Below are 17,113 nucleotides of genomic sequence, written 5' to 3' on the forward strand. Positions count from 1 at the left end.
ACACCCGCACCGGGACGGCGTCGCCGTCGGTCGTCACCGGGCACCGCCGGGCAGCCGGTCGGCCGGGCTGCGTACGCCGGCCACGGCAGCCGGGTTGCTCATGCCGGCCACGGCAGCCGGGCCGCCAGCCGGAAGTCGCCGGTCGCCCCGTCCCGGCCGTGGGTCAACCGGCCGCCGGCCAGGGTGACCCGCTCGGCGATGCCGACCAGCCCGGTCCCGGCACCCGGCAGGGCCGGTGCGGAGCTGCCCACCGGCCAGGGGTTGCGGATCTCCACCGCCAACTCCCGCCCCGGCCCGCCGGCCAGCCGGACGCCGACCGTCGTGTCGGGGGCGTGCTTACGCGCGTTGGTCAGCCCCTCCTGCACGATCCGGTACGCGCTGCGCCCCACCGCCGTCGGCACCCGCGTCGGGTCGGCGACCTCGTCGACCAGGGTGACCCGGACCCCGGCGGCCCGGGACTCGGCGATCAACGCGGGCACGTCGGCGAGGGTGGGCTGGGGGCGTTCCGGTGCGGCGTCGCCGCCGGAGGTGTCGGCCCGGAGCACCCCGATCACCTCGCGCAGGTCCTGAAGGGCGGCGTGGGCGCTGCCCCGGATCACCCCGGCCGCCCGCGCCACCTCCTGCGGCGGCGCGTCCGGGCGGAACTCCAACGCCCCGGCGTGCAGGCTGAGCAGCGAGATCCGGTGCGCCAGCACGTCGTGCATCTCCCGGGCGATCCGGGTGCGTTCGAGCTGGCGGGCCTGTTCGACGCGGAGCTGCTGCTCGGCCTCGGCCCGGTGGGCCCGGTCCCGCAGCGACAGCACCAGCTGCCGGCGGGCCCGGACGAACAACGCCCAGGCCACCACGATCCCGACGAACATCACCGTCCAGGCCACCGTCGCCCAGTAGGGCAGCGTCGGGTCGGGGCGCACGACCGTGTAGAGCGGGATGACCGCCAGGTGGAAGCCGACCAGCGCCGCGCCGATCGGCAGCGGCCGGTGGACCAGCACGGTGAAGACCACCACCAGCATCGCCACCCCGGCGGTCACCGAGAACAGCGCCAGCGGCAGGCCGGCCACGGCCAGCCCGACCGGCCAGCGCCGACGCAGCCACAGCGCCGCGCAGTAGCCCAGGCCCGCCGCCAGGTCCACCCCGACCAGCCAGGACGGCCCGGCGTTGTGGGCGAACTGCGGGTCGGGCGACGTCGCGTCGCCGAACGCCAGCAGCGCCCAGCCGACGGCCAGCAGGAAGGCCACCGTGTCGACCAGCCAGTCCCGCGGCGTCCGTCGGGGCGCCCTCGCCTCGGGCGTCAGCGCCCCCGGCAGCAGCCAGGGATGATCGGGTACGACGGCAGCACTCACCCACCCATGCTAGAAAGCCGGACGGCGCCCCGGACACCAACCAAAGTCGAGGTCTGCGGGTAGACCGAGGTAGGGGCGGCTCTCGACGGTCGGCCGCAGCGCCCGGCCGGGTGGCTGGGACAGGCTCGACGGCATGATCGCAGTCGAGCACCTCACCAAACGGTACGGCCCGCACCCCGCCGTCGACGACGTCTCGTTCCGCTGCGAAGCGGGCACGGTGACCGGTTTCCTCGGCCCGAACGGGGCGGGCAAATCCACCACCATGCGGATGCTCTGCGGGCTGACCCGCCCGAGCTCCGGCACCGCCACCGTCGCCGGTCAGCCCTACCGGGAGCTGCCCAACCCGGGCCGCGAGGTGGGCGTGCTGCTGGACGCCTCGGCGCAGCACGTCGGGCGCAGCGGGCGGGAGACCCTGTTCCTGGCCGCCCGCACCATGGGCGTGGACGCCGACCGGGTGCCCGCCGTGCTCGACCGGGTGGGCCTGAACCCGGTGGCGGCGAAGCGGCGGGTCGGGGCGTACTCGCTGGGCATGCGGCAGCGGCTCGGCCTGGCGCTGGCGCTGCTGGGCGAACCCCGGGTGCTGGTCCTCGACGAGCCGGCCAACGGCCTGGACCCGGAGGGGATCTTCTGGATGCGCGGCCTGCTGCGCGACTTCGCCGACCGGGGCGGCACCGTGCTGCTCTCCTCCCACCTGCTGCGGGAGGTGGAGGCGGTCGCCGACCGGCTGGTGGTGATCGGCGGCGGCCGGGTGGTCGCCCAGGGTGGCAAGGACGAACTGCTGGCCGGGGCCGGCACCCTGGTCCGGGCCCGCGACCCCCGCGCCCTGCGACTCACCCTCGACCGGGCGGGGCTGGACGCCACCGGCAGCGCCGACGGCGGGTGTGTGGTGCACGCCGAACCCGGCGTCGTCGGGCAGGCCGCCGCCGACGCCGGGCTGGTCCTGACCGAGCTGCGGCCAGCCGGCGGCGGTGGCCTGGAACAGCTCTTCCTCACCCTGACCGCCGGCGCGAGCACCAAGGAGGCCGTGCAGTGACCACCATGACGACCACTCCCCCCACCACCGTCCGGCCGGTCGTGACCGGGCCGTCCCTGGCCCGGCTGGTCGGGGTGGAGCTGCGCAAGCTCGGCGACACCCGGGCCGGCCGCTGGCTGCTGGCCTCGATCGGGTTGATCGCCGCCGCGATCGTCGCGCTGCAACTGCGCTTCGTCGACGACGCCGCGCAGACCTTCAGCAACTTCTTCACCGCGTCGCTCGCGCCGGTGGCGCTGCTGCTGCCGGTGCTGGGCATCCTGTCGATCACCGCCGAGTGGTCCCAACGCACCGCGCTGACCACGTTCGCCCTGGTGCCGCGCCGGGAACGGGTGATCGTCGCCAAGCTCGCCGCCGTGCTGCTCGCCGCGTTGGCGTCGGTGCTGGTGAGCCTGGCCGTCGCCGCCGTCGGCACCCTGCTGGCCGGGATCACCGGCGGGGCGGGCAGCTGGGACCTCGACTGGACGGCGGCCGGGCACGCCGCCGTGTTCCAGGCCATCAACGTGCTGATCGGCGCGGGGTTCGGGTTGCTGCTGCTCAACACCCCGCTGGCGATCGTCACCTCGCTGCTGCTGCCGACCGTGTGGGGCATCCTGTCCGCGATGATCACGGCGCTGCACGGCCCAGCCCGCTGGCTGGACACCTCGATCACCATGGAGCCGCTGCTCGGCCCGGACATGACGGCCGGACAGTGGGGTCGACTCGGGGTGTCCCTGCTGGTCTGGGTGGTCGCGCCGATCGCCGTCGGGACGGTGCGCACGCTGCGGCGCGAGGTGCACTGACGATGCGGGCGCAGGAGCCGGGCGGCGCGACCAGGGTCGGTGGCGACGTCGGGGAGCTGCTGGTGATGTGGGTCGGCTTCCCGCTGCTGGGCGGTGCCCTGGGTGGGCGGCTGCCCATGGTCGCCGACTGGGTGGCGGGGCTGCCCTGGGCTCCGGTGCAGGGCTGGTTCGAGCTGGTCGCCGGGTTGCCGTACCGGCGGGCGCTGGCCGGGGGCCTGCTGCTCGGGATGCTGGCCGGGCTGCTCCTGGCCTACGTCGGCACCCGGGAACGGTTGATCGTCACGGTGGACCGGGGCGGTGTCCGGCTACGCCGCGACGGCGTCGACCGCGAACTGGCCCGGCGCACCGTCACCGCCGTCTTCGTCGACGGCCGGGAGCTGGTGCTGCTCGGCCCGGCCGGCGCGGAGCTGGCCCGGGAACGCTCCGACCTGAGCCGGCGGCAGCTGCGGGACGCGTTCGACGGGCACGGGTGGCCGTGGCGGGACACCGACCCGCACCGGGACGCGTACCGGCGGTGGGTGTCGGGGCTGCCGGACCTGCCACCGGGGGCGGACCCGCTGCTGCGCGCCCGCCAGCGGGCCGTCGACGCCCACCGGGCGCGCGACGTCCGGGAACTGCGCGCGGAACTGGCCCGGATCGGGGTGGTCGTCCGGGACGAGGGTGGACGGCAGTACTGGCGGGCGGCTGCGCACCCGGATGGGCAGGCCCCGCCGCAGCCGTAGCCCGGCGTCCCCGGTCCGACCGCCCGGCACCTCGTTCGAGCGTGACCAAAGTGTCGCCGATTGTGCATCCGCCGCACAGGGAGTATCAACCTAGGTGGATGCATTCCCGGCGGAAGGGGACGACGATGGCCGCCACGGTCGACCGCGGTGGGATCTTCCGCCGTAAGCCGGTCGAGGAGATCGCCGACGACTCCGACCAGGGGTTGTCCCGCTCGCTGGGGCTGTGGCAGCTCACCGCGATCGGCGTCGGCGGCATCATCGGCGCCGGCATCTTCGCCCTGGCCGGGGCGGTCGCCAACGAGACCGCCGGGCCGGCCGTGCTGGTGTCGTTCCTGATCGCGGGGCTGGCCAGCGCGGCGGCGGCGCTGTCGTACGCCGAGTTCGCCGGCATGATCCCCAAGGCCGGCTCGGCCTACACCTACGGCTACGCGGTGCTCGGCGAGGCGGTCGGCTGGTTCATCGGCTGGGACCTGCTGCTGGAGTACACCGCGATCGTGGCGGTGGTGGCGATCGGCATCTCCGGCTACTTCGGCTTCCTCGTCGGGCAGCTCGGCGTCGACCTGCCGGCCTGGATGCTGGGCGCCCCGGGCACCGGCGACGGGCACGTGGTGGACCTGTTCGCCGTGCTGCTCTGCCTGCTGATCGCCTTCCTGCTGACGTTGGGCATCCGGACCGCCGCCCGGTTCGAGACGGTAGTGGTCGGGGTGAAGGTGGCCGTGGTGCTGCTGGTCATCGTGGTCGGCTTCTTCCACGTCCGCACCGCCAACTACTCGCCGTTCTTCCCGTTCGGGCTGGGCGGGGCGTTCACCGGCGCGGCCACGGTCTTCTTCGCCGTCTTCGGCTACGACGCGATGAGCACCGCCGCCGAGGAGTCCCGCGACGCCCGCCGGCACATGCCGAAGGCGATCGTCTGGTCGCTGGTCATCTCGATGGTGCTGTACGTGCTGGCCACGCTGGTGCTCACCGGGATGCAGAACTACCGGGACATCGACCCGGAGAGCGGCTTCTCCTCCGCGTTCGCCTCGGTGGGGCTCTCGGGCCTGGCCAGCGTCATCGCCGTCGGGGCGATCATCGGCATCCTGACGGTGATGTTCACCTTCATGCTCGGGGTGACCCGGGTGTGGTTCTCGATGAGCCGCGACGGTCTGCTGCCGGCCTGGTTCGCCAAGGTGCACCCGGTGCGCCGGGTACCCACCCGGGTCACCTGGATCGTCGGCGTGGCCTCGGCGGTGATCGCCGGCTTCCTGCCGATCCGGCAGGCCGCCGAGCTGACCAACATCGGTATCCTGCTCGCCTTCGTGGTGGTCTGCGTCGCGGTGATCGTGCTGCGCTACCGCAGCCCGGACGCCCCGCGGACGTTCCGGTTGCCCGGGATGCCGGTGGTGCCGGCGCTCGGGGTGGTCTTCTCGGTCTGGCTGATCAGCTTCCTCGACCACGTCACGTGGCTGCGGTTCGCCGTCTGGTTCCTGCTCGGCGGGCTGATCTACGCCTGCTACGGGTACCGGCGCTCCGCGTTGGCCGGCCGTGCCGACCCACCGGCCGGTGGTGCCGGGCGGTGACCGGGCCGCCCCGGGACGCCTGCCGTCCGGGCCAGCACCAGCGCGGTGCCGAGACCGGCGACCAGGCCGGCCAGCGCGGGGAGCACGTCCGGGTCGCCGCCGCCGACCGGGCTGTTGCCGGCCAGCGCGGTCAACGGCGCACCGGGTGAGAGGGCCGCGCTGACCAGCGACGCGACGTGCCACAGCGCGAGCGGGGCGAGCAGGGCCACCGGCACGAGCAGCGGATAGCGTCGTGCCGGCAGGGCGGGCCGGGTCAGCAGCGTCACCCCCAGCAGCAGTGCCGCGCCGAGCAGCGCCGCCGGCACCAGCCGGTCGGCCGGTCCGACGAGCCGGACCAGCGGCAGGCCGATCCCCCCGGTCACGGCCACACCCGTCGCCGCCGTGAGCCGACGTCGACCCCGGGCGGGGGCGGCGGCCGCCGCCCCGGTGACGGTCACCGCCAGCAACAGCAGGGCAGTGACCAGGGCTGCCGGATCGAATGCCGGTTCCCGGCCGGTCGGTGACCGGGTCAGCACGGCGGTCAGCGCCAGCACCGCCGCGACGGCGGCCACCCCGGCCAGGACGGCCCGGTCCCGGCCGGCCACGCCGACCGGCCGGTGCGGGTCTGCCGGACCGACGGTCCGGTCCGGCCGGGCAACTGCTGCCGCGCCGGCCAGGCCCGCTCCGCCGGGCGCGTCTGACGGGCCGGTCCCGCCCGCCCGGCGGGGACCGTCCACACCGGTCGCGCCGTCCCGGCGTACGGCGGACGCGACGGTGATGCCGACGGCCAGCCAGCCGGCGACGACGAGTGCCACCGTCGCGCCGGGGCCGGTGGGGTCGGCCCGGTCGACGGCGACGTCGGCGGCCAGTGCGCCGCCGCCGAGCAGCACGGCCGGCGTCAGCCAGGAGCGTCGGCCCGCACCGGCCAACACCAACCCGCAAACGGCCGCCAGCAGCGCCAGGAAACGCAGGTCACGGGCCCAGTAGGTGGACGCCTCGGGGAGCCGCTCCGACCACGGGCCGACCGGTTCGGTGAGTGGTTGCCATACGGTCATGCCGACCGCCCAGAGCGGCACGGCCAGGGCGGCGAGCCCGACGCCGGCGGCGGCGAGCCGGCGGCCCGATCGCGGAGCGTGACCGGCCGGGAGGGGCATCATGGATGCTCAGACGCCGTCCGGGCGGCCACGGTTCCCCTGCGGGGAGGCTCGTCCGTCCGGACAGGGCCGCTGGTCTCAATCTTGTGCGGCACCTGGTCGGTGGATACGCTCCCGCGGCTGTCTCCACCCGAGAAAGGACCGCAGTGACCGCTCCTGTCACCACTCAGAAGTCCTGGGTCGTCACCCTGCTGCTCTGCTTCTTCATCGGCGTGCTCGGCGCGCACCGGTTCTACACCGGCAAGGTCGGCACCGGCGTGCTCCAGTTGATCACCATCGGCGGGTTCGGTATCTGGGCGTTCATCGATCTGATCCTGATCCTGGTCGGCGCGTTCCGCGACAAGCAGGGCCAGCCGCTGATCAAGTGAAGCGGCGGGAATTCACCTCGGCGACCTCCCGCCGGGCGGGTTGCGGCCGATAACATCGCCGGGCATGGATATGAAGAGCAGCATCCGCCCGCGAACCGGGCGGCTGGTCACCGTGCTCACCGCCGCCGTCACCCTGGCGGTCCCGGTGGCGGTGGCCGCGACGTCGGCGTCGGCGGCGGCCACGTCGACCGTGGCGCAGGCCCTCGCCACCCAGGACGGCCGGACCGCCACCGTCACCGGGTACGTCATCGGCCAGCCGACCGCCACCAACACGGTGCTCACCTCCGGCTACACCGCCGACACCGCCATCGCCCTGGCCGACACCGCCACCGAGACCGGCACCAGCCGGATGCTCTACGTCCAGGTCACCGCCGACTACCGCAGCACGTTCGGGCTGCTGACCAACCCGTCGCTGCGCGGCCGGCAGGTCACCGCCACCGGGACGCTGACCGCGTACTTCAGCCACGGCGGGTTGAAGAGCCCGACCGCGATGAGCCTCGGCGGCGGCAGCAGCACGCCGACGCCCACCGCCACCGCCTCCCCCACCCCCGGGCCGACCGGCTCCACCGGGCCGTACGACTCGACGTACTACGCGAACGCGATGGGCAAGACCGGCAGCGCGCTGCGCGCGTCCCTGCACACGATCATCAAGACCCAGACCAAACTCAGCTACGACCAGGCGTGGGAGGCGTTGAAGGACACCGACCAGGACCCGGCGAACGCCAACAACGTGATCCTGCTCTACAGCGGACGCTCGCAGAGCAAGAGCAGCAACGGCGGCGGGGCCAACGACTGGAACCGGGAGCACGTCTGGGCCAAGTCGCACGGCGACTTCGGCACCGCCACCGGGCCGGGCACCGACGTGCACCACCTGCGCCCCGAGGACGTGACGGTCAACTCCACCCGGGGCAACAAGGACTTCGACACCGGCGGCAGCGCGGTCGCCGAGGCCCCGGGCAGCTACAGCGACGCCGACTCGTTCGAGCCCCGCAACGCGGTCAAGGGCGACGTCGCCCGCATGATCATGTATATGGCGATCCGGTACGAGGGTGACGACGGCTGGCCGAACCTGGAGATGAACAACTCGGTCACCAACGGTTCCGCGCCCTACCTGGGCCGGCTGTCGGTGCTGCTCCAGTGGCACCGCCAGGACCCGCCCGATGCCTTCGAGCAGCGCCGCAACCAGCGCATCTACGAGCGCTGGCAGGGCAACCGCAACCCGTTCGTCGACCACCCGGAGTGGGCCACCGCGATCTGGGGCTGAACGGGCCGGTTGTCACAGATCACCCCGGTCGGGCCGTGAGGACGCGGCCCGACCGGGTAGACACCCGGTATGGCGAATACCGTTCCCGACATCAGTCTCAACGACGGCAACACCATCCCGCAGCTCGGCTTCGGGGTCTACCAGATCGAGCCGAAGGACACCGCCGAGGCCGTCGGCCGGGCGCTGGAGATCGGCTACCGGCACATCGACACCGCCCAGATGTACGGCAACGAGGCCGGGGTCGGCGAGGCCGTCCGCGCCTCCGGGCTGGACCGGGGCGAGGTCTTCGTGACCAGCAAGCTCAACAACGGCTTCCACCGCCCCGAGGAGGCCCGCAGGGCGTTCGAGTCGACGCTGTCCGCGCTGAAGACGGACTACGTCGACCTGTTCCTCATCCACTGGCCGCTGCCCACCCGCTACGACGGCGACTTCGTCTCCACCTGGAAGACGCTTGAGGAGTTCCAGCGCGACGGCCGGGCCCGCTCGATCGGGGTGTCGAACTTCCAGGTGCCGCACCTGGAGCGGCTGGCCGCCGAGGCCGACGTGGTGCCGGCGGTCAACCAGATCGAGGTGCACCCCTACCTCACCAACGAGCAGGTGCGCGCGTACGGCAGCAAGCACAACATCCTCACCGAGGCGTGGTCCCCGATCGCCCAGGGCAGGGTGCTCGACGATCCGACGATCGTGGACGTCGCCGAGCAGGTGGGCCGTACCCCCGCCCAGGTGGTGCTGCGCTGGCACGTGCAGCGCGGCGACATCGTCTTCCCGAAGTCGACCACCCCGAAGCGGATCGAGGAGAACTTCCAGATCTTCGACTTCACCCTGGACGACACGGCGATGGAGCGGATCAGCGGGCTGGACAAGGGCGAGGCCGGACGGACCGGCCCGAACCCGGACGAGTTCGACTACATCCCCGCCTGAGCGGCACCGGCCGCCGCGCGGCGCGACCCACCGGGGCGGGACCCGACTGCACGGGTCCCCGCCCCGGCGGCTCCGCTTCTCGGCGGTGCCGACCGGTTCCGCAGGACCGGGGCCGGTGTGGGTGGGGTGGACGCTGTCGAGCTGATGACGCAACCGAATCATCAGTCCAGTCATTGATGAACGTGCATACATGTCCGTAGCATCCGGGGCATGCGTGCCCGCCCCCTCACCGCCACCGCCACCCTCGCCGCGCTGGTGAGCCTGCTCGCGGTAGGCGTCGCCCGCGCCGACGATACCCCGGCGCTGACCACCCCCGGCGCACCCGTGGTGGTCGCCAACGACCCGCACCGGCTCAGCCTGACCTGGACCCCGTCGACGTGGAAGGGCGAGCCGGGCGGCCCGATCACCTACGACGTACGTTCGCCGATCGGGCCGAACGCCTACCGGGGCCTGGGCAGCACGCAGACCAACGCCGTCACCCTGACCGACCTGGCCCCCGGCACCGACTACCGGATCGCGCTGCAGGCGTACGCCCTCGGCGGCTACTCCGACACCTCGGCGGTCACCACCGTGCGCACCGCGTACGGGCGGGCGAAGGTCGACTACCTCAACCTCGACTGGGCACCCACCGACAACCAGGCCCAGTTCCGGATCAACATCACCAACACCGGCGGCCGACCGCTGGACCTGACCACCGTGCGGGTCCGCTACCACCTGCGTTTCGAGAACGGCAACGCCTCCCTGACCACCGAGTGCGACTGGGCGACGCTCGGCTGCGACCACATCCGGCGTACCCTCCAGTACTTCCCGCCGCCCGCGCCGCCGCCCGGCCCCAGCCCGACGCCGACCGTCTACCCGGTGCCCGGCACCCCCTTCCCCGGCTGGGTGGAGCTGACCTTCGACACCGGCGTGCTGGCCCCCGGCGCGTCCTCCGGGCCGATCCAGCTCCGGCTGCACCGGCCCAACTGGACCACGATCGACGAACGCGACGACCCGAGCTGGCAGGCGGCCACCGGCGCGTGGACCGCCAACAGCCGGATCACCCTCGACGTCGACGGGGTCCGCGAGTACGGCGACAACTGGGGCTGACCGCCGTCAGGCGTGGGCCTCCCCGGCGACGGCGCGCTGGGCCGCGACGATCGTGGCGACCGGCAGGCCCAGGCCGCAGAGCACGGCCGCCAGGTAGTCCAGCACCCGCCAGTGCTGCTCGTCGGTCAGCCCGAGCCGCCGCCACGCCCCTGCGGCCGCCCGCCCACCGCCACCGCCGGAGGCCGGGCCGCCCAGGGCCGAGGCCAGTTGGGCGGTCAGCCGGCCGGCCAGCCGGGGCCGGTCCAGCCCGATCAGGTACGGCGCCAGCTCGGCGTCCGCCGCGACCAGGCGCAGCCAGCGGATCACCACCGCGCGCACCCCGGCCGGCCCGAGCCAGTCGAACGCGCTCCGGGGGCAGGTGACCAGTTCCGTCGTCCGCACACCCCTCAGTACGGATCGTCGCGTACCCGCAGTTCACCGTCCCGTCGTCAGACGGTGCCCGGCCAGGAACGTCATGGTGGTCTGGTTGGCGGCCCAGCCGTCGGGGAACTTCACCGGCACGTCCAGGTGCACCGACTCCGTCGACGGATGGGCGTCCAGCAGCTCACCGATGCCGGCGCGGGCCACCACGATGCAGGCGTGCCGGTGCCGGGAGGTCAGCACACAGAGCCGGCCCGACTCCAGGTGGAAGTTCGTCGCGTCCCGCCGGCCGGACAGCGGGTGCAGCACGATCGTCACGTCGTACTCCCGGCCCTGGAGCCGGTTGGCGGTGTCCACCGTGACGTCCGCCCCGGCCGGGCCGAGGTGGGCGCGGATCGCGGCGACCTGGTCGCGGTGCGCCGCGCCGACGGCGATCCGATCGGCGGTCACCGGCACGCCCGCCGGGGCGTGCTCGGAGACCGCGACCGCGCCCCGGGTCAGCACCCGCAGGGCGAGCGCGGCGCACGCCGCGGCGGCCTCCGCATCGGTACGCAGGGTGTGCCGGGCCGGCAGCTCGTGCAACGCCCAGCCGACGCCGGCGGCCAACTCCACCGCCGCGTCGAGCGCGTCGCCCGGCCCCGGCCGGGTCAGCGTCAACGCCCGGTCGGCCGGGCCGGTGCCGGCGCGGAACCCGGTGAACGGGTAGAACGCCGCCGCGACCACCGGGGCCGCCGACGCCGGCAACCGCCAGGACACCGGCAGCCGGTGCACCGGCAGGTCCGGGTTGTGCCGCAGCAGCACCGCCACCGCCGCCTGCATCGGATCCCAGCTCAGGCCCGTCCAGCGCAGCGTCTCGACGGTGGAGAACGGGTCGAGCTGCCCGGGATCACCCACGAACAGCGCCCGCTCGAACCGCCCGGCCACCCGCAGCAGGGCGTCCGAGCGCATCTGGTACGCCTCGTCGACGATCGCCCACGGCCACCGGCCGTCGGTGACCGTGGCCCACTTCGCCGCCGTACCGATGGTGACGGCCGGATCGCCCAGGTCGGCGACCTTCGACGCGACCCGGACCGTGTCGTGCCCCCGGACCCGCTCCGACGGCCGGTAGTCGGTCGCCGACAACCGGCCGATGCGCAGCTCGGGGGCCTTAGTGGCGAGCCGGTCGATCAGGTCGTCGACCTGCTCGTTGGTCTGCGCCACGATCATCAGCGGCTCACCGGCGGCGGCCAGCTCGGCGGCGGCCCGCACCACCAGGGTCGACTTGCCGGCCCCGGGCGGGGAGTCGACCACCACGCCCCGATGGTCGCCCGAGCGCAGGTCGGCAAGGACGGCCGCGACGACCCGTTCCGCCTCGACGGCGGGCGGCACCTCAAGCCCGAGCATCGGCCTCTCCTCCCCAGCGTTCCCGGCACCCTACCGGCCCGCGCCGACAGGACGTCGTAGTCACACCTTCCTGGTACGACAGCGCTACCAGGAAAGGACGCCAAATGATCATCTTGAGCGACGGTGACCTGCTCACCGCCGATGCCGAAGCGCTCGTCAACGCCGTCAACACGGTGGGGGTGATGGGCAAGGGGATCGCCCTCCAGTTCAAGCACGCCCACCCCGCCAACTACGCCGCCTACCGGGCCGCCTGCGTGGCGGGCGAGGTGCGGCTGGGCAGGATGTTCGTGGTCGACTCCGGCCGGTCCGGCAGGCACCGCTATGTCATCAACTTCCCCACCAAGGGGCACTGGCGGGCCAGTTCGAAGCTGCCCGACATCCGGTCGGGCCTGACCGACCTCGCCCGGGTCGTCCGGGAGCGGCAGATCCGTTCGGTGGCGGTGCCCGCGCTCGGCTGCGGCGCCGGCGGCCTCGACTGGACCGTGGTCGAGCCGATGATCACACAGGCGTTCGCCGACCTGCCCGACGTGCGGGTGCTGCTGTTCCCCCCGGCCGGCGCTGTTGCCCGGTCCTGAGCCTACGCCCGGCGGACCTGCTCTCCTGCCTCACCACGGAGCCTGCGGGGCTGCCGGATCGGGCAGGTGGAGACGATCCACAGGCACCCCGGCCAGGGGCAGCCAGCGGCGTGCGTCGTCGAGCATCGCGGGCGGGCCGCAGACGTACACCTGCTGGTGGGGTTGGTGGTGGCGCAGCGCGGTGGTGAGCGCGTCGCCCTGCTCGGTCGGGTGCGCCTCGGGGTCGTCGGAGAAGACGGGCACGATGGTCAGCCAGTCGTGGGCGCACTGGAGCTTGTCGAGGACGATCGGGTCGTAGAGGTCGAAGAAGGTGCGGGCACCGACGACCAGGGTGACCCGGCGGCCGTCGGGGGCGGCGGCGACCTGCTCGACCAGGGCGCGCAGCGGAGCCAGACCGGTGCCGCCGGCCACCAGCAGCAGGTCACCGTCGCGTAGGTGCTGGCCGGTGTCGCGGGGCGGCCCGAGCCAGACCACGTCACCGGGGTTCATCTCGTGGGCGAGGCTGACCGAGACGCTGCCTGCGGGGATGGCACGAACGTGCAGCTCGACGGTGCCCTCGGGGCGGGGCGCGTTGGCGGGGGAATACCAGCGCCACCGACCGGGATTGCGCGCCGTGCTGACGGCGACGGCCTGGCCTGGCCGGTAGCGCAGCCGCCGCCACGGCCGTACCGTCAGGACGGCGATGTGGTCGCCGGGGATGTCGCGGGCGAGCACCTGGGCGGGCCGCCACGGCGGATCGTCGTCGGCCCGCCCCGCCGCCTGCCGCAGCAACTCCACCGGCACGTCAGCACCGGCCAGCGCGCTGATCAGCGCGGCATGCGGCAGCAACGCGAACCGGCGGAAGGCATGGCCCAGCACGGTCAGCGTCACCGCCTGCGCCGCCGGCTCCGGGTCGGTGGCGAGCCGGCGGAGCGTGGCGATCAGCAGCTCGGCATCGTGGGCGGCGAGCCGATCCGGCAGCGCCGACCGCAACTCGTCGGCCTCCCTCACCGGGCCACCGCCCGCCGCACCCGGGCGATCCGCCCTTCGGGCAGGTCGGCCGCCCAGCACACCCCGACCAGGTAGTCACCGATGCGCCGATGCTGCTCCTCGGACAGGCCGAGCCCACCCCAGGCGTCCGCCGGCTCCCCGGCGAGCGCGGCGGTCACGCTCGCCGTGAGGTGCGCGGCCAGCCGGACCCGATCCACCCCGACGAGGTACGGCGACAGCTCCGCGTCCGCCGTCACCAGCCGCAACCACCGGTGGACGATCTCCTCCGGCGTCACGACCCCGGTTGTGACCTGCGCACGCGGGTGCGGAGTGTGCTCTCTCCCCTGTTCGTGAGTGGCGGGGACGGGGAGGTCTGTTGCGGCGGCGTTCATGGTGTCTGCGACCCCTGTACGTCGGCGGGAGGGTGACGGGCGCCGGGGCGGGCGGGGACGAGGGCGCGTCGTTCGGATCGACACGTCCCCGGAGCCCGGCACCCGCCCCGGGCCATGCATCAACCCTGGTCAGACGGTTCCGCCGACGACATGACCACGGACTGCACCTGCGCGGTCACCGCGCTGCACCAACTGCCGATACAGTGCACGTTGACCTAACTCGACATGAGCTGAGGCGGCACCATGGCGACCGTGCAGCGATGGAGCGGTCAGGAGAGTAGGACCCTCCGCCATGCCCTCCGTATGAGCATCCGCGACTTCGCGTCACACCTCGGCGTGGCCGAGCGGACGGTGTCCAAGTGGGAAGCCGGCGGAGCTGGCGTCACTCCACGCCCTGAGATGCAATCTGCCCTCGACACCACGCTGGGCAAAGCTCCGGCGGAGGCGCGGGACCGCTTCACGGCCGCACTGCGAGCCGAAACACCATTCCCCACCGACACGCCTGACGTGCCGGTCAGCGACGCGACACAACTCGGTGACCTCGTCGCCGTCTTTTCCAGCCGATCAGAGTTCTCCGCCCGGATCTCACCCGACCATCTTTTGGGCGGCGCGAAGGCGGTTCGCGCTGTCGGACTCTCGCTCAACCTGCTTGCTCAGGGCTTCGCCGACAGCCAGTGGCGTAACCTTCTCGACTCAGGTGGACGGGCCCGCTGCCTGTTCCTCGACCCCGCAGGGTCGGCCGTCCAGGCACGCGAGGCAGAGGAAGGCTTCTCGCCAGGTCAGCTCTCCGGCCTGACCAAGCTGAACATCGAGACGTTGATGCGGGTCCGGGAGCGGCTGCCGGAAGGGCTACGTGACCGCCTGGAGTTGGCCGTCTACGACGACACGCTCCGTTTCAACGTGGTCCTGGCAGATGACCTCTGTGTCGCGCAGCCGTATTTGCCGGTGAGTCGAGGGGTCGATTCCCCGACGTTCGTCGTCAGACGCCAGGAGGACCGGGCCTGCCTGTATCCGATCTTCGAGCAGTTCTTCGAGGCGCAGTGGCAGCGCGGGCGGCGGTTGTGAGCGACTACCGACACCTGCTTCCGGTGGCGGAGGAGGCAGTGGCACGGGCAGCCGAGATGATGCGGCACCGCTCCCCCGGCGCCCTCACCGCCAAAGGTGAGAGGGACTTCGCGTCGCAGCTCGACTACGAGATCGAGCGGGAAGTTCGTGCCTTCCTCCAGGCCGCCACTCCGGAAATCGGCTTCCTCGGCGAGGAAGACGGGGTCCAGGGCACCGGCGAGATGCAGTGGGTGCTCGACCCGATCGACGGGACGGCCAACTTCGTACGCGGCATTCCGCTGTGCGCGGTGTCGCTGGGGCTGTTGCACGGGGATGACGCAGTCCTCGGCGTCATAGAGGTGCCGTTTCTGAGGAACCGGTACGTCGCCGCCCGTGGCGACGGCGCGACAGTCGACGGGAAAGCCATCCGGGTAAGCGACACCAGCAGGCTGAGCGACGCAGTGGTGGCAATCGGTGACTATGCCGTGGGGTCGGACGCAGCCGTCAAGAACCAGGCGCGTCTCGCTTTGACGGCACGGCTGGCCGAGGCGGTGCAGCGGGTGCGGATGACCGGGACCGCCGCGCTGGACCTGGCCTGGCTGGCCGAAGGCCGGATCGACGCGGCACTTACCCTGTCCAACCATCCGTGGGACATGACGGGCGGAACAGCGATCGCCCGGGAAGCGGGTGCCATCGTCGTCGACCGCGACGGAAGCAATCACTGCCCTCGATCCTCGGTAACCCTCGGCCTCACTCCCAGTTTAGCCGAACATATGCTGACGCTGGTTGGTGCAGCCTGTCCGGGTGACTGGTCGTCGGTCCCGTCACCCGGGAACGCCGTCACGTTTGCACGACGGCAAAAGTGACGTCCGCCGCCGGGCAAACGAAGATCAGCTCCTTTTCGCCAGCGATACCCTACTGACAAATCACGACTAAAAGCAGCTCGAAGGCTACGGTAGTCGCCAGCGGCAAAAGCGCCAGAACCGCCCACATCCAGCCACCCGAACTACCTTGCCCGAACTGAAAGGAACTGCGCCGCAAGTGGGCTATAGTATTCCCAAAGCGCGCTAATGCCGCGCGAAGGAGGATCGTTCGGGTCTAACACTCCTCCGTGTATTTGATTGCGATAGCGTACGATCTTTCTGAACGAAGCCACGTCCTGAGCAGCGCGATGGGGTGCCAGCACTATCACCATCGCACAGAAGCTGAAAACCAAATTTCGATCCGGGTCGCGCCCGTCATCCCTCGATGGCCAAATAAGCTCATGGACAGGAATTTCTTGATCGCCTGGCGCCCCCACAATAGACAACGCTCGAAGCAGGTCTGGTCGACCAGCCTTGGCAATCGCTTTAGAAATAACTTCAATACCTGCAAATTGCCACAGAAACCTTCGAAACGAATCTTCTTCCGCTGCAGCCAACGAATGCCACCGACCAACAGTGGCAAGCTTATCTCTGATATCCCTGGAAACTGAAGACGGCAGCAGCAGTCCCTGCATCCTTTCAACGAGCGAAGTCGAGTCAGACCTACGCACAACAGCCACTGCCCCCATGCCGAACGTTGGAACAGCGCATGGTCGATCACGGTCATACTCCAGCCACCGCAAACTACCCTTCCAACGATGAAACAGCAAGTCACCACCCATCTCAGCCAAAAGCGCCCCAAGCAAAAATTGGGCCACCTCGACGCCGCCTGAATAATGATCAGATAGCACCCGTTCAGCCGAGTTCAGATCGTACCAGCAATAGCGATAGGCGCTCCGCAACGGATCTAAATCAACTTCAACTGACCTCCATACCTCAATGGAGGTAAAAGCTCTTTCGTTGTCATCCCACGGAGCTGCAAGCGCATGATTGGCAGCCGCGTCAGCAATGAGCTGGTCTCTTGCCGCGAATGGGTCTTGCGCATTCACCCAAGGGCGAGGCCCAGTGGCAAACACCCCAGACAAGAGCGCATCAAAAAGCGCTGGGGTTGACGTCACGTGTTCTCGAACTCGCGCCGAAATAGCACCGACAGTTACTCGATAGTTCCACCCATCAACTGAACCTTCTTGATCGAAGATCACGTCCGGCCGATCACCGAACGTATCGTCACTACCCAACAGCAGAGCGGCATGAAATGTGACCGTCAACTCAACCATCCATAATCACAAACAGAATGATGCTCGCGCTATCTCATAATC

The 17,113-nt window shown here is 71.5% G+C and carries 18 protein-coding genes; 11 read left to right on the forward strand and 7 right to left on the reverse strand.

All coding sequences use genetic code 11. From position 1 onward, the window contains the following. Positions 1 to 98 precede the first annotated feature (98 nt). On the reverse strand, positions 99 to 1,340 hold the full coding sequence (locus ACWCHM_RS22155) for a sensor histidine kinase (RefSeq protein ID WP_454219661.1): 1,242 nt from the start codon (positions 1,338 to 1,340) through the stop codon (positions 99 to 101). A 133-nt stretch (positions 1,341 to 1,473) separates the two neighbouring features. Here ACWCHM_RS22155 and ACWCHM_RS22160 point away from each other — a divergent pair, with 133 nt between their 5' ends. The 4 genes from ACWCHM_RS22160 (at position 1,474) to ACWCHM_RS22175 (ending at position 5,433) form a co-directional block, all read left to right on the forward strand. After that, positions 1,474 to 2,373: an ABC transporter ATP-binding protein gene (locus ACWCHM_RS22160; protein WP_204956619.1), complete on the forward strand. Its 900-nt coding sequence runs from the start codon at positions 1,474 to 1,476 to the stop codon at positions 2,371 to 2,373. Between the two features lie 5 nt (positions 2,374 to 2,378). Beyond that, a complete protein-coding gene (locus ACWCHM_RS22165; RefSeq protein ID WP_204957277.1) occupies positions 2,379 to 3,152 on the forward strand; it encodes an ABC transporter permease in 774 nt (257 codons plus the stop codon). Between the two features lie 2 nt (positions 3,153 to 3,154). Continuing rightward, positions 3,155 to 3,874: a YqeB family protein gene (locus ACWCHM_RS22170; RefSeq protein ID WP_454219662.1), complete on the forward strand. Its 720-nt coding sequence runs from the start codon at positions 3,155 to 3,157 to the stop codon at positions 3,872 to 3,874. Positions 3,875 to 3,999: 125 nt separating this feature from the next. Then, positions 4,000 to 5,433: an amino acid permease gene (locus ACWCHM_RS22175; RefSeq protein WP_421489236.1), complete on the forward strand. Its 1,434-nt coding sequence runs from the start codon at positions 4,000 to 4,002 to the stop codon at positions 5,431 to 5,433. Here the strand turns inward: ACWCHM_RS22175 and ACWCHM_RS22180 are convergent. Further along, the gene (locus ACWCHM_RS22180) at positions 5,367 to 6,566 is read right to left on the reverse strand and encodes a hypothetical protein (RefSeq protein WP_204956616.1); all 1,200 of its coding nucleotides are present in this window, start codon (positions 6,564 to 6,566) and stop codon (positions 5,367 to 5,369) included. The genes ACWCHM_RS22175 and ACWCHM_RS22180 overlap by 67 nt on opposite strands. 146 nt (positions 6,567 to 6,712) lie before the next feature. On the opposite strand from ACWCHM_RS22180, the gene ACWCHM_RS22185 reads away from it, so the two are divergent. From ACWCHM_RS22185 to ACWCHM_RS22200, 4 genes are all read left to right on the forward strand, one after another. Then, the gene (locus ACWCHM_RS22185; RefSeq protein ID WP_454219664.1) at positions 6,713 to 6,934 is read left to right on the forward strand and encodes a TM2 domain-containing protein; all 222 of its coding nucleotides are present in this window, start codon (positions 6,713 to 6,715) and stop codon (positions 6,932 to 6,934) included. A 64-nt stretch (positions 6,935 to 6,998) separates the two neighbouring features. Further along, positions 6,999 to 8,198 carry an endonuclease gene (locus ACWCHM_RS22190; protein ID WP_204956614.1) on the forward strand — a complete coding sequence of 400 codons (1,200 nt, stop codon included), beginning with the start codon at positions 6,999 to 7,001 and terminating at the stop codon, positions 8,196 to 8,198. 69 nt (positions 8,199 to 8,267) lie between these two features. Next, positions 8,268 to 9,119, forward strand: a complete 852-nt coding sequence (locus tag ACWCHM_RS22195; protein WP_204956613.1) for an aldo/keto reductase — start codon at positions 8,268 to 8,270, stop codon at positions 9,117 to 9,119. A 210-nt stretch (positions 9,120 to 9,329) separates the two neighbouring features. After that, positions 9,330 to 10,208, forward strand: coding sequence for a cellulose binding domain-containing protein (locus tag ACWCHM_RS22200; protein WP_281900205.1), 879 nt, complete (start codon positions 9,330 to 9,332; stop codon positions 10,206 to 10,208). A gap of 6 nt (positions 10,209 to 10,214) precedes the next feature. On the opposite strand, the gene ACWCHM_RS22205 is transcribed toward ACWCHM_RS22200, so the two are convergent. After that, the gene (locus ACWCHM_RS22205) at positions 10,215 to 10,589 is read right to left on the reverse strand and encodes a globin (protein WP_454219665.1); all 375 of its coding nucleotides are present in this window, start codon (positions 10,587 to 10,589) and stop codon (positions 10,215 to 10,217) included. A 33-nt stretch (positions 10,590 to 10,622) separates the two neighbouring features. Beyond that, a complete protein-coding gene (locus ACWCHM_RS22210) occupies positions 10,623 to 11,951 on the reverse strand; it encodes an AAA family ATPase (protein ID WP_454219667.1) in 1,329 nt (442 codons plus the stop codon). Between the two features lie 104 nt (positions 11,952 to 12,055). Here ACWCHM_RS22210 and ACWCHM_RS22215 point away from each other — a divergent pair, with 104 nt between their 5' ends. Further along, positions 12,056 to 12,526 (forward strand): macro domain-containing protein, encoded by a 471-nt coding sequence (locus ACWCHM_RS22215; RefSeq protein WP_281900209.1) that lies wholly within the window; start codon positions 12,056 to 12,058, stop codon positions 12,524 to 12,526. 30 nt (positions 12,527 to 12,556) lie between these two features. Here ACWCHM_RS22215 and ACWCHM_RS22220 read toward each other — a convergent pair whose 3' ends face one another. Together ACWCHM_RS22220 and ACWCHM_RS22225 are read right to left on the reverse strand one after the other, a co-directional pair. Further along, a complete protein-coding gene (locus tag ACWCHM_RS22220; RefSeq protein ID WP_454219669.1) occupies positions 12,557 to 13,516 on the reverse strand; it encodes an FAD-binding oxidoreductase in 960 nt (319 codons plus the stop codon). Continuing rightward, positions 13,513 to 13,791 (reverse strand): hypothetical protein, encoded by a 279-nt coding sequence (locus ACWCHM_RS22225; RefSeq protein WP_454219671.1) that lies wholly within the window; start codon positions 13,789 to 13,791, stop codon positions 13,513 to 13,515. The genes ACWCHM_RS22220 and ACWCHM_RS22225 overlap by 4 nt, the downstream gene beginning before the upstream one ends. Positions 13,792 to 14,130: 339 nt before the next feature. Between ACWCHM_RS22225 and ACWCHM_RS22230 the strand changes: the two genes are divergently transcribed. Further along, on the forward strand, positions 14,131 to 14,952 hold the full coding sequence (locus ACWCHM_RS22230) for a DUF5919 domain-containing protein (RefSeq protein WP_454219672.1): 822 nt from the start codon (positions 14,131 to 14,133) through the stop codon (positions 14,950 to 14,952). Further along, a complete protein-coding gene (locus tag ACWCHM_RS22235; protein WP_422753184.1) occupies positions 14,949 to 15,797 on the forward strand; it encodes an inositol monophosphatase family protein in 849 nt (282 codons plus the stop codon). The genes ACWCHM_RS22230 and ACWCHM_RS22235 overlap by 4 nt, the downstream gene beginning before the upstream one ends. Before the next feature lie 140 nt (positions 15,798 to 15,937). Here ACWCHM_RS22235 and ACWCHM_RS22240 read toward each other — a convergent pair whose 3' ends face one another. After that, on the reverse strand, positions 15,938 to 17,071 hold the full coding sequence (locus ACWCHM_RS22240) for a hypothetical protein (protein WP_454219673.1): 1,134 nt from the start codon (positions 17,069 to 17,071) through the stop codon (positions 15,938 to 15,940). Between the last annotated feature and the right edge of the window lie 42 nt (positions 17,072 to 17,113).

Source organism: Micromonospora sp. SCSIO 07396, from assembly GCF_053667945.1.

What these genes read in the sequence shown, in the direction of transcription:
- ACWCHM_RS22180 (WP_204956616.1), bottom strand. Translation starts at nt 6,566, where the DNA reads ATGCCCCTCCCGGCCGGTCACGCTCCGCGATCGGGCCGCCGGCTCGCC.
- ACWCHM_RS22175 (WP_421489236.1), top strand. Translation starts at nt 4,000, where the DNA reads ATGGCCGCCACGGTCGACCGCGGTGGGATCTTCCGCCGTAAGCCGGTC.
- ACWCHM_RS22160 (WP_204956619.1), top strand. Translation starts at nt 1,474, where the DNA reads ATGATCGCAGTCGAGCACCTCACCAAACGGTACGGCCCGCACCCCGCC.
- ACWCHM_RS22165 (WP_204957277.1), top strand. Translation starts at nt 2,379, where the DNA reads ATGACGACCACTCCCCCCACCACCGTCCGGCCGGTCGTGACCGGGCCG.
- ACWCHM_RS22195 (WP_204956613.1), top strand. Translation starts at nt 8,268, where the DNA reads ATGGCGAATACCGTTCCCGACATCAGTCTCAACGACGGCAACACCATC.
- ACWCHM_RS22210 (WP_454219667.1), bottom strand. Translation starts at nt 11,951, where the DNA reads ATGCTCGGGCTTGAGGTGCCGCCCGCCGTCGAGGCGGAACGGGTCGTC.
- ACWCHM_RS22190 (WP_204956614.1), top strand. Translation starts at nt 6,999, where the DNA reads ATGGATATGAAGAGCAGCATCCGCCCGCGAACCGGGCGGCTGGTCACC.
- ACWCHM_RS22230 (WP_454219672.1), top strand. Translation starts at nt 14,131, where the DNA reads ATGGCGACCGTGCAGCGATGGAGCGGTCAGGAGAGTAGGACCCTCCGC.
- ACWCHM_RS22215 (WP_281900209.1), top strand. Translation starts at nt 12,056, where the DNA reads ATGATCATCTTGAGCGACGGTGACCTGCTCACCGCCGATGCCGAAGCG.
- ACWCHM_RS22170 (WP_454219662.1), top strand. Translation starts at nt 3,155, where the DNA reads ATGCGGGCGCAGGAGCCGGGCGGCGCGACCAGGGTCGGTGGCGACGTC.
- ACWCHM_RS22240 (WP_454219673.1), bottom strand. Translation starts at nt 17,071, where the DNA reads ATGGTTGAGTTGACGGTCACATTTCATGCCGCTCTGCTGTTGGGTAGT.
- ACWCHM_RS22200 (WP_281900205.1), top strand. Translation starts at nt 9,330, where the DNA reads ATGCGTGCCCGCCCCCTCACCGCCACCGCCACCCTCGCCGCGCTGGTG.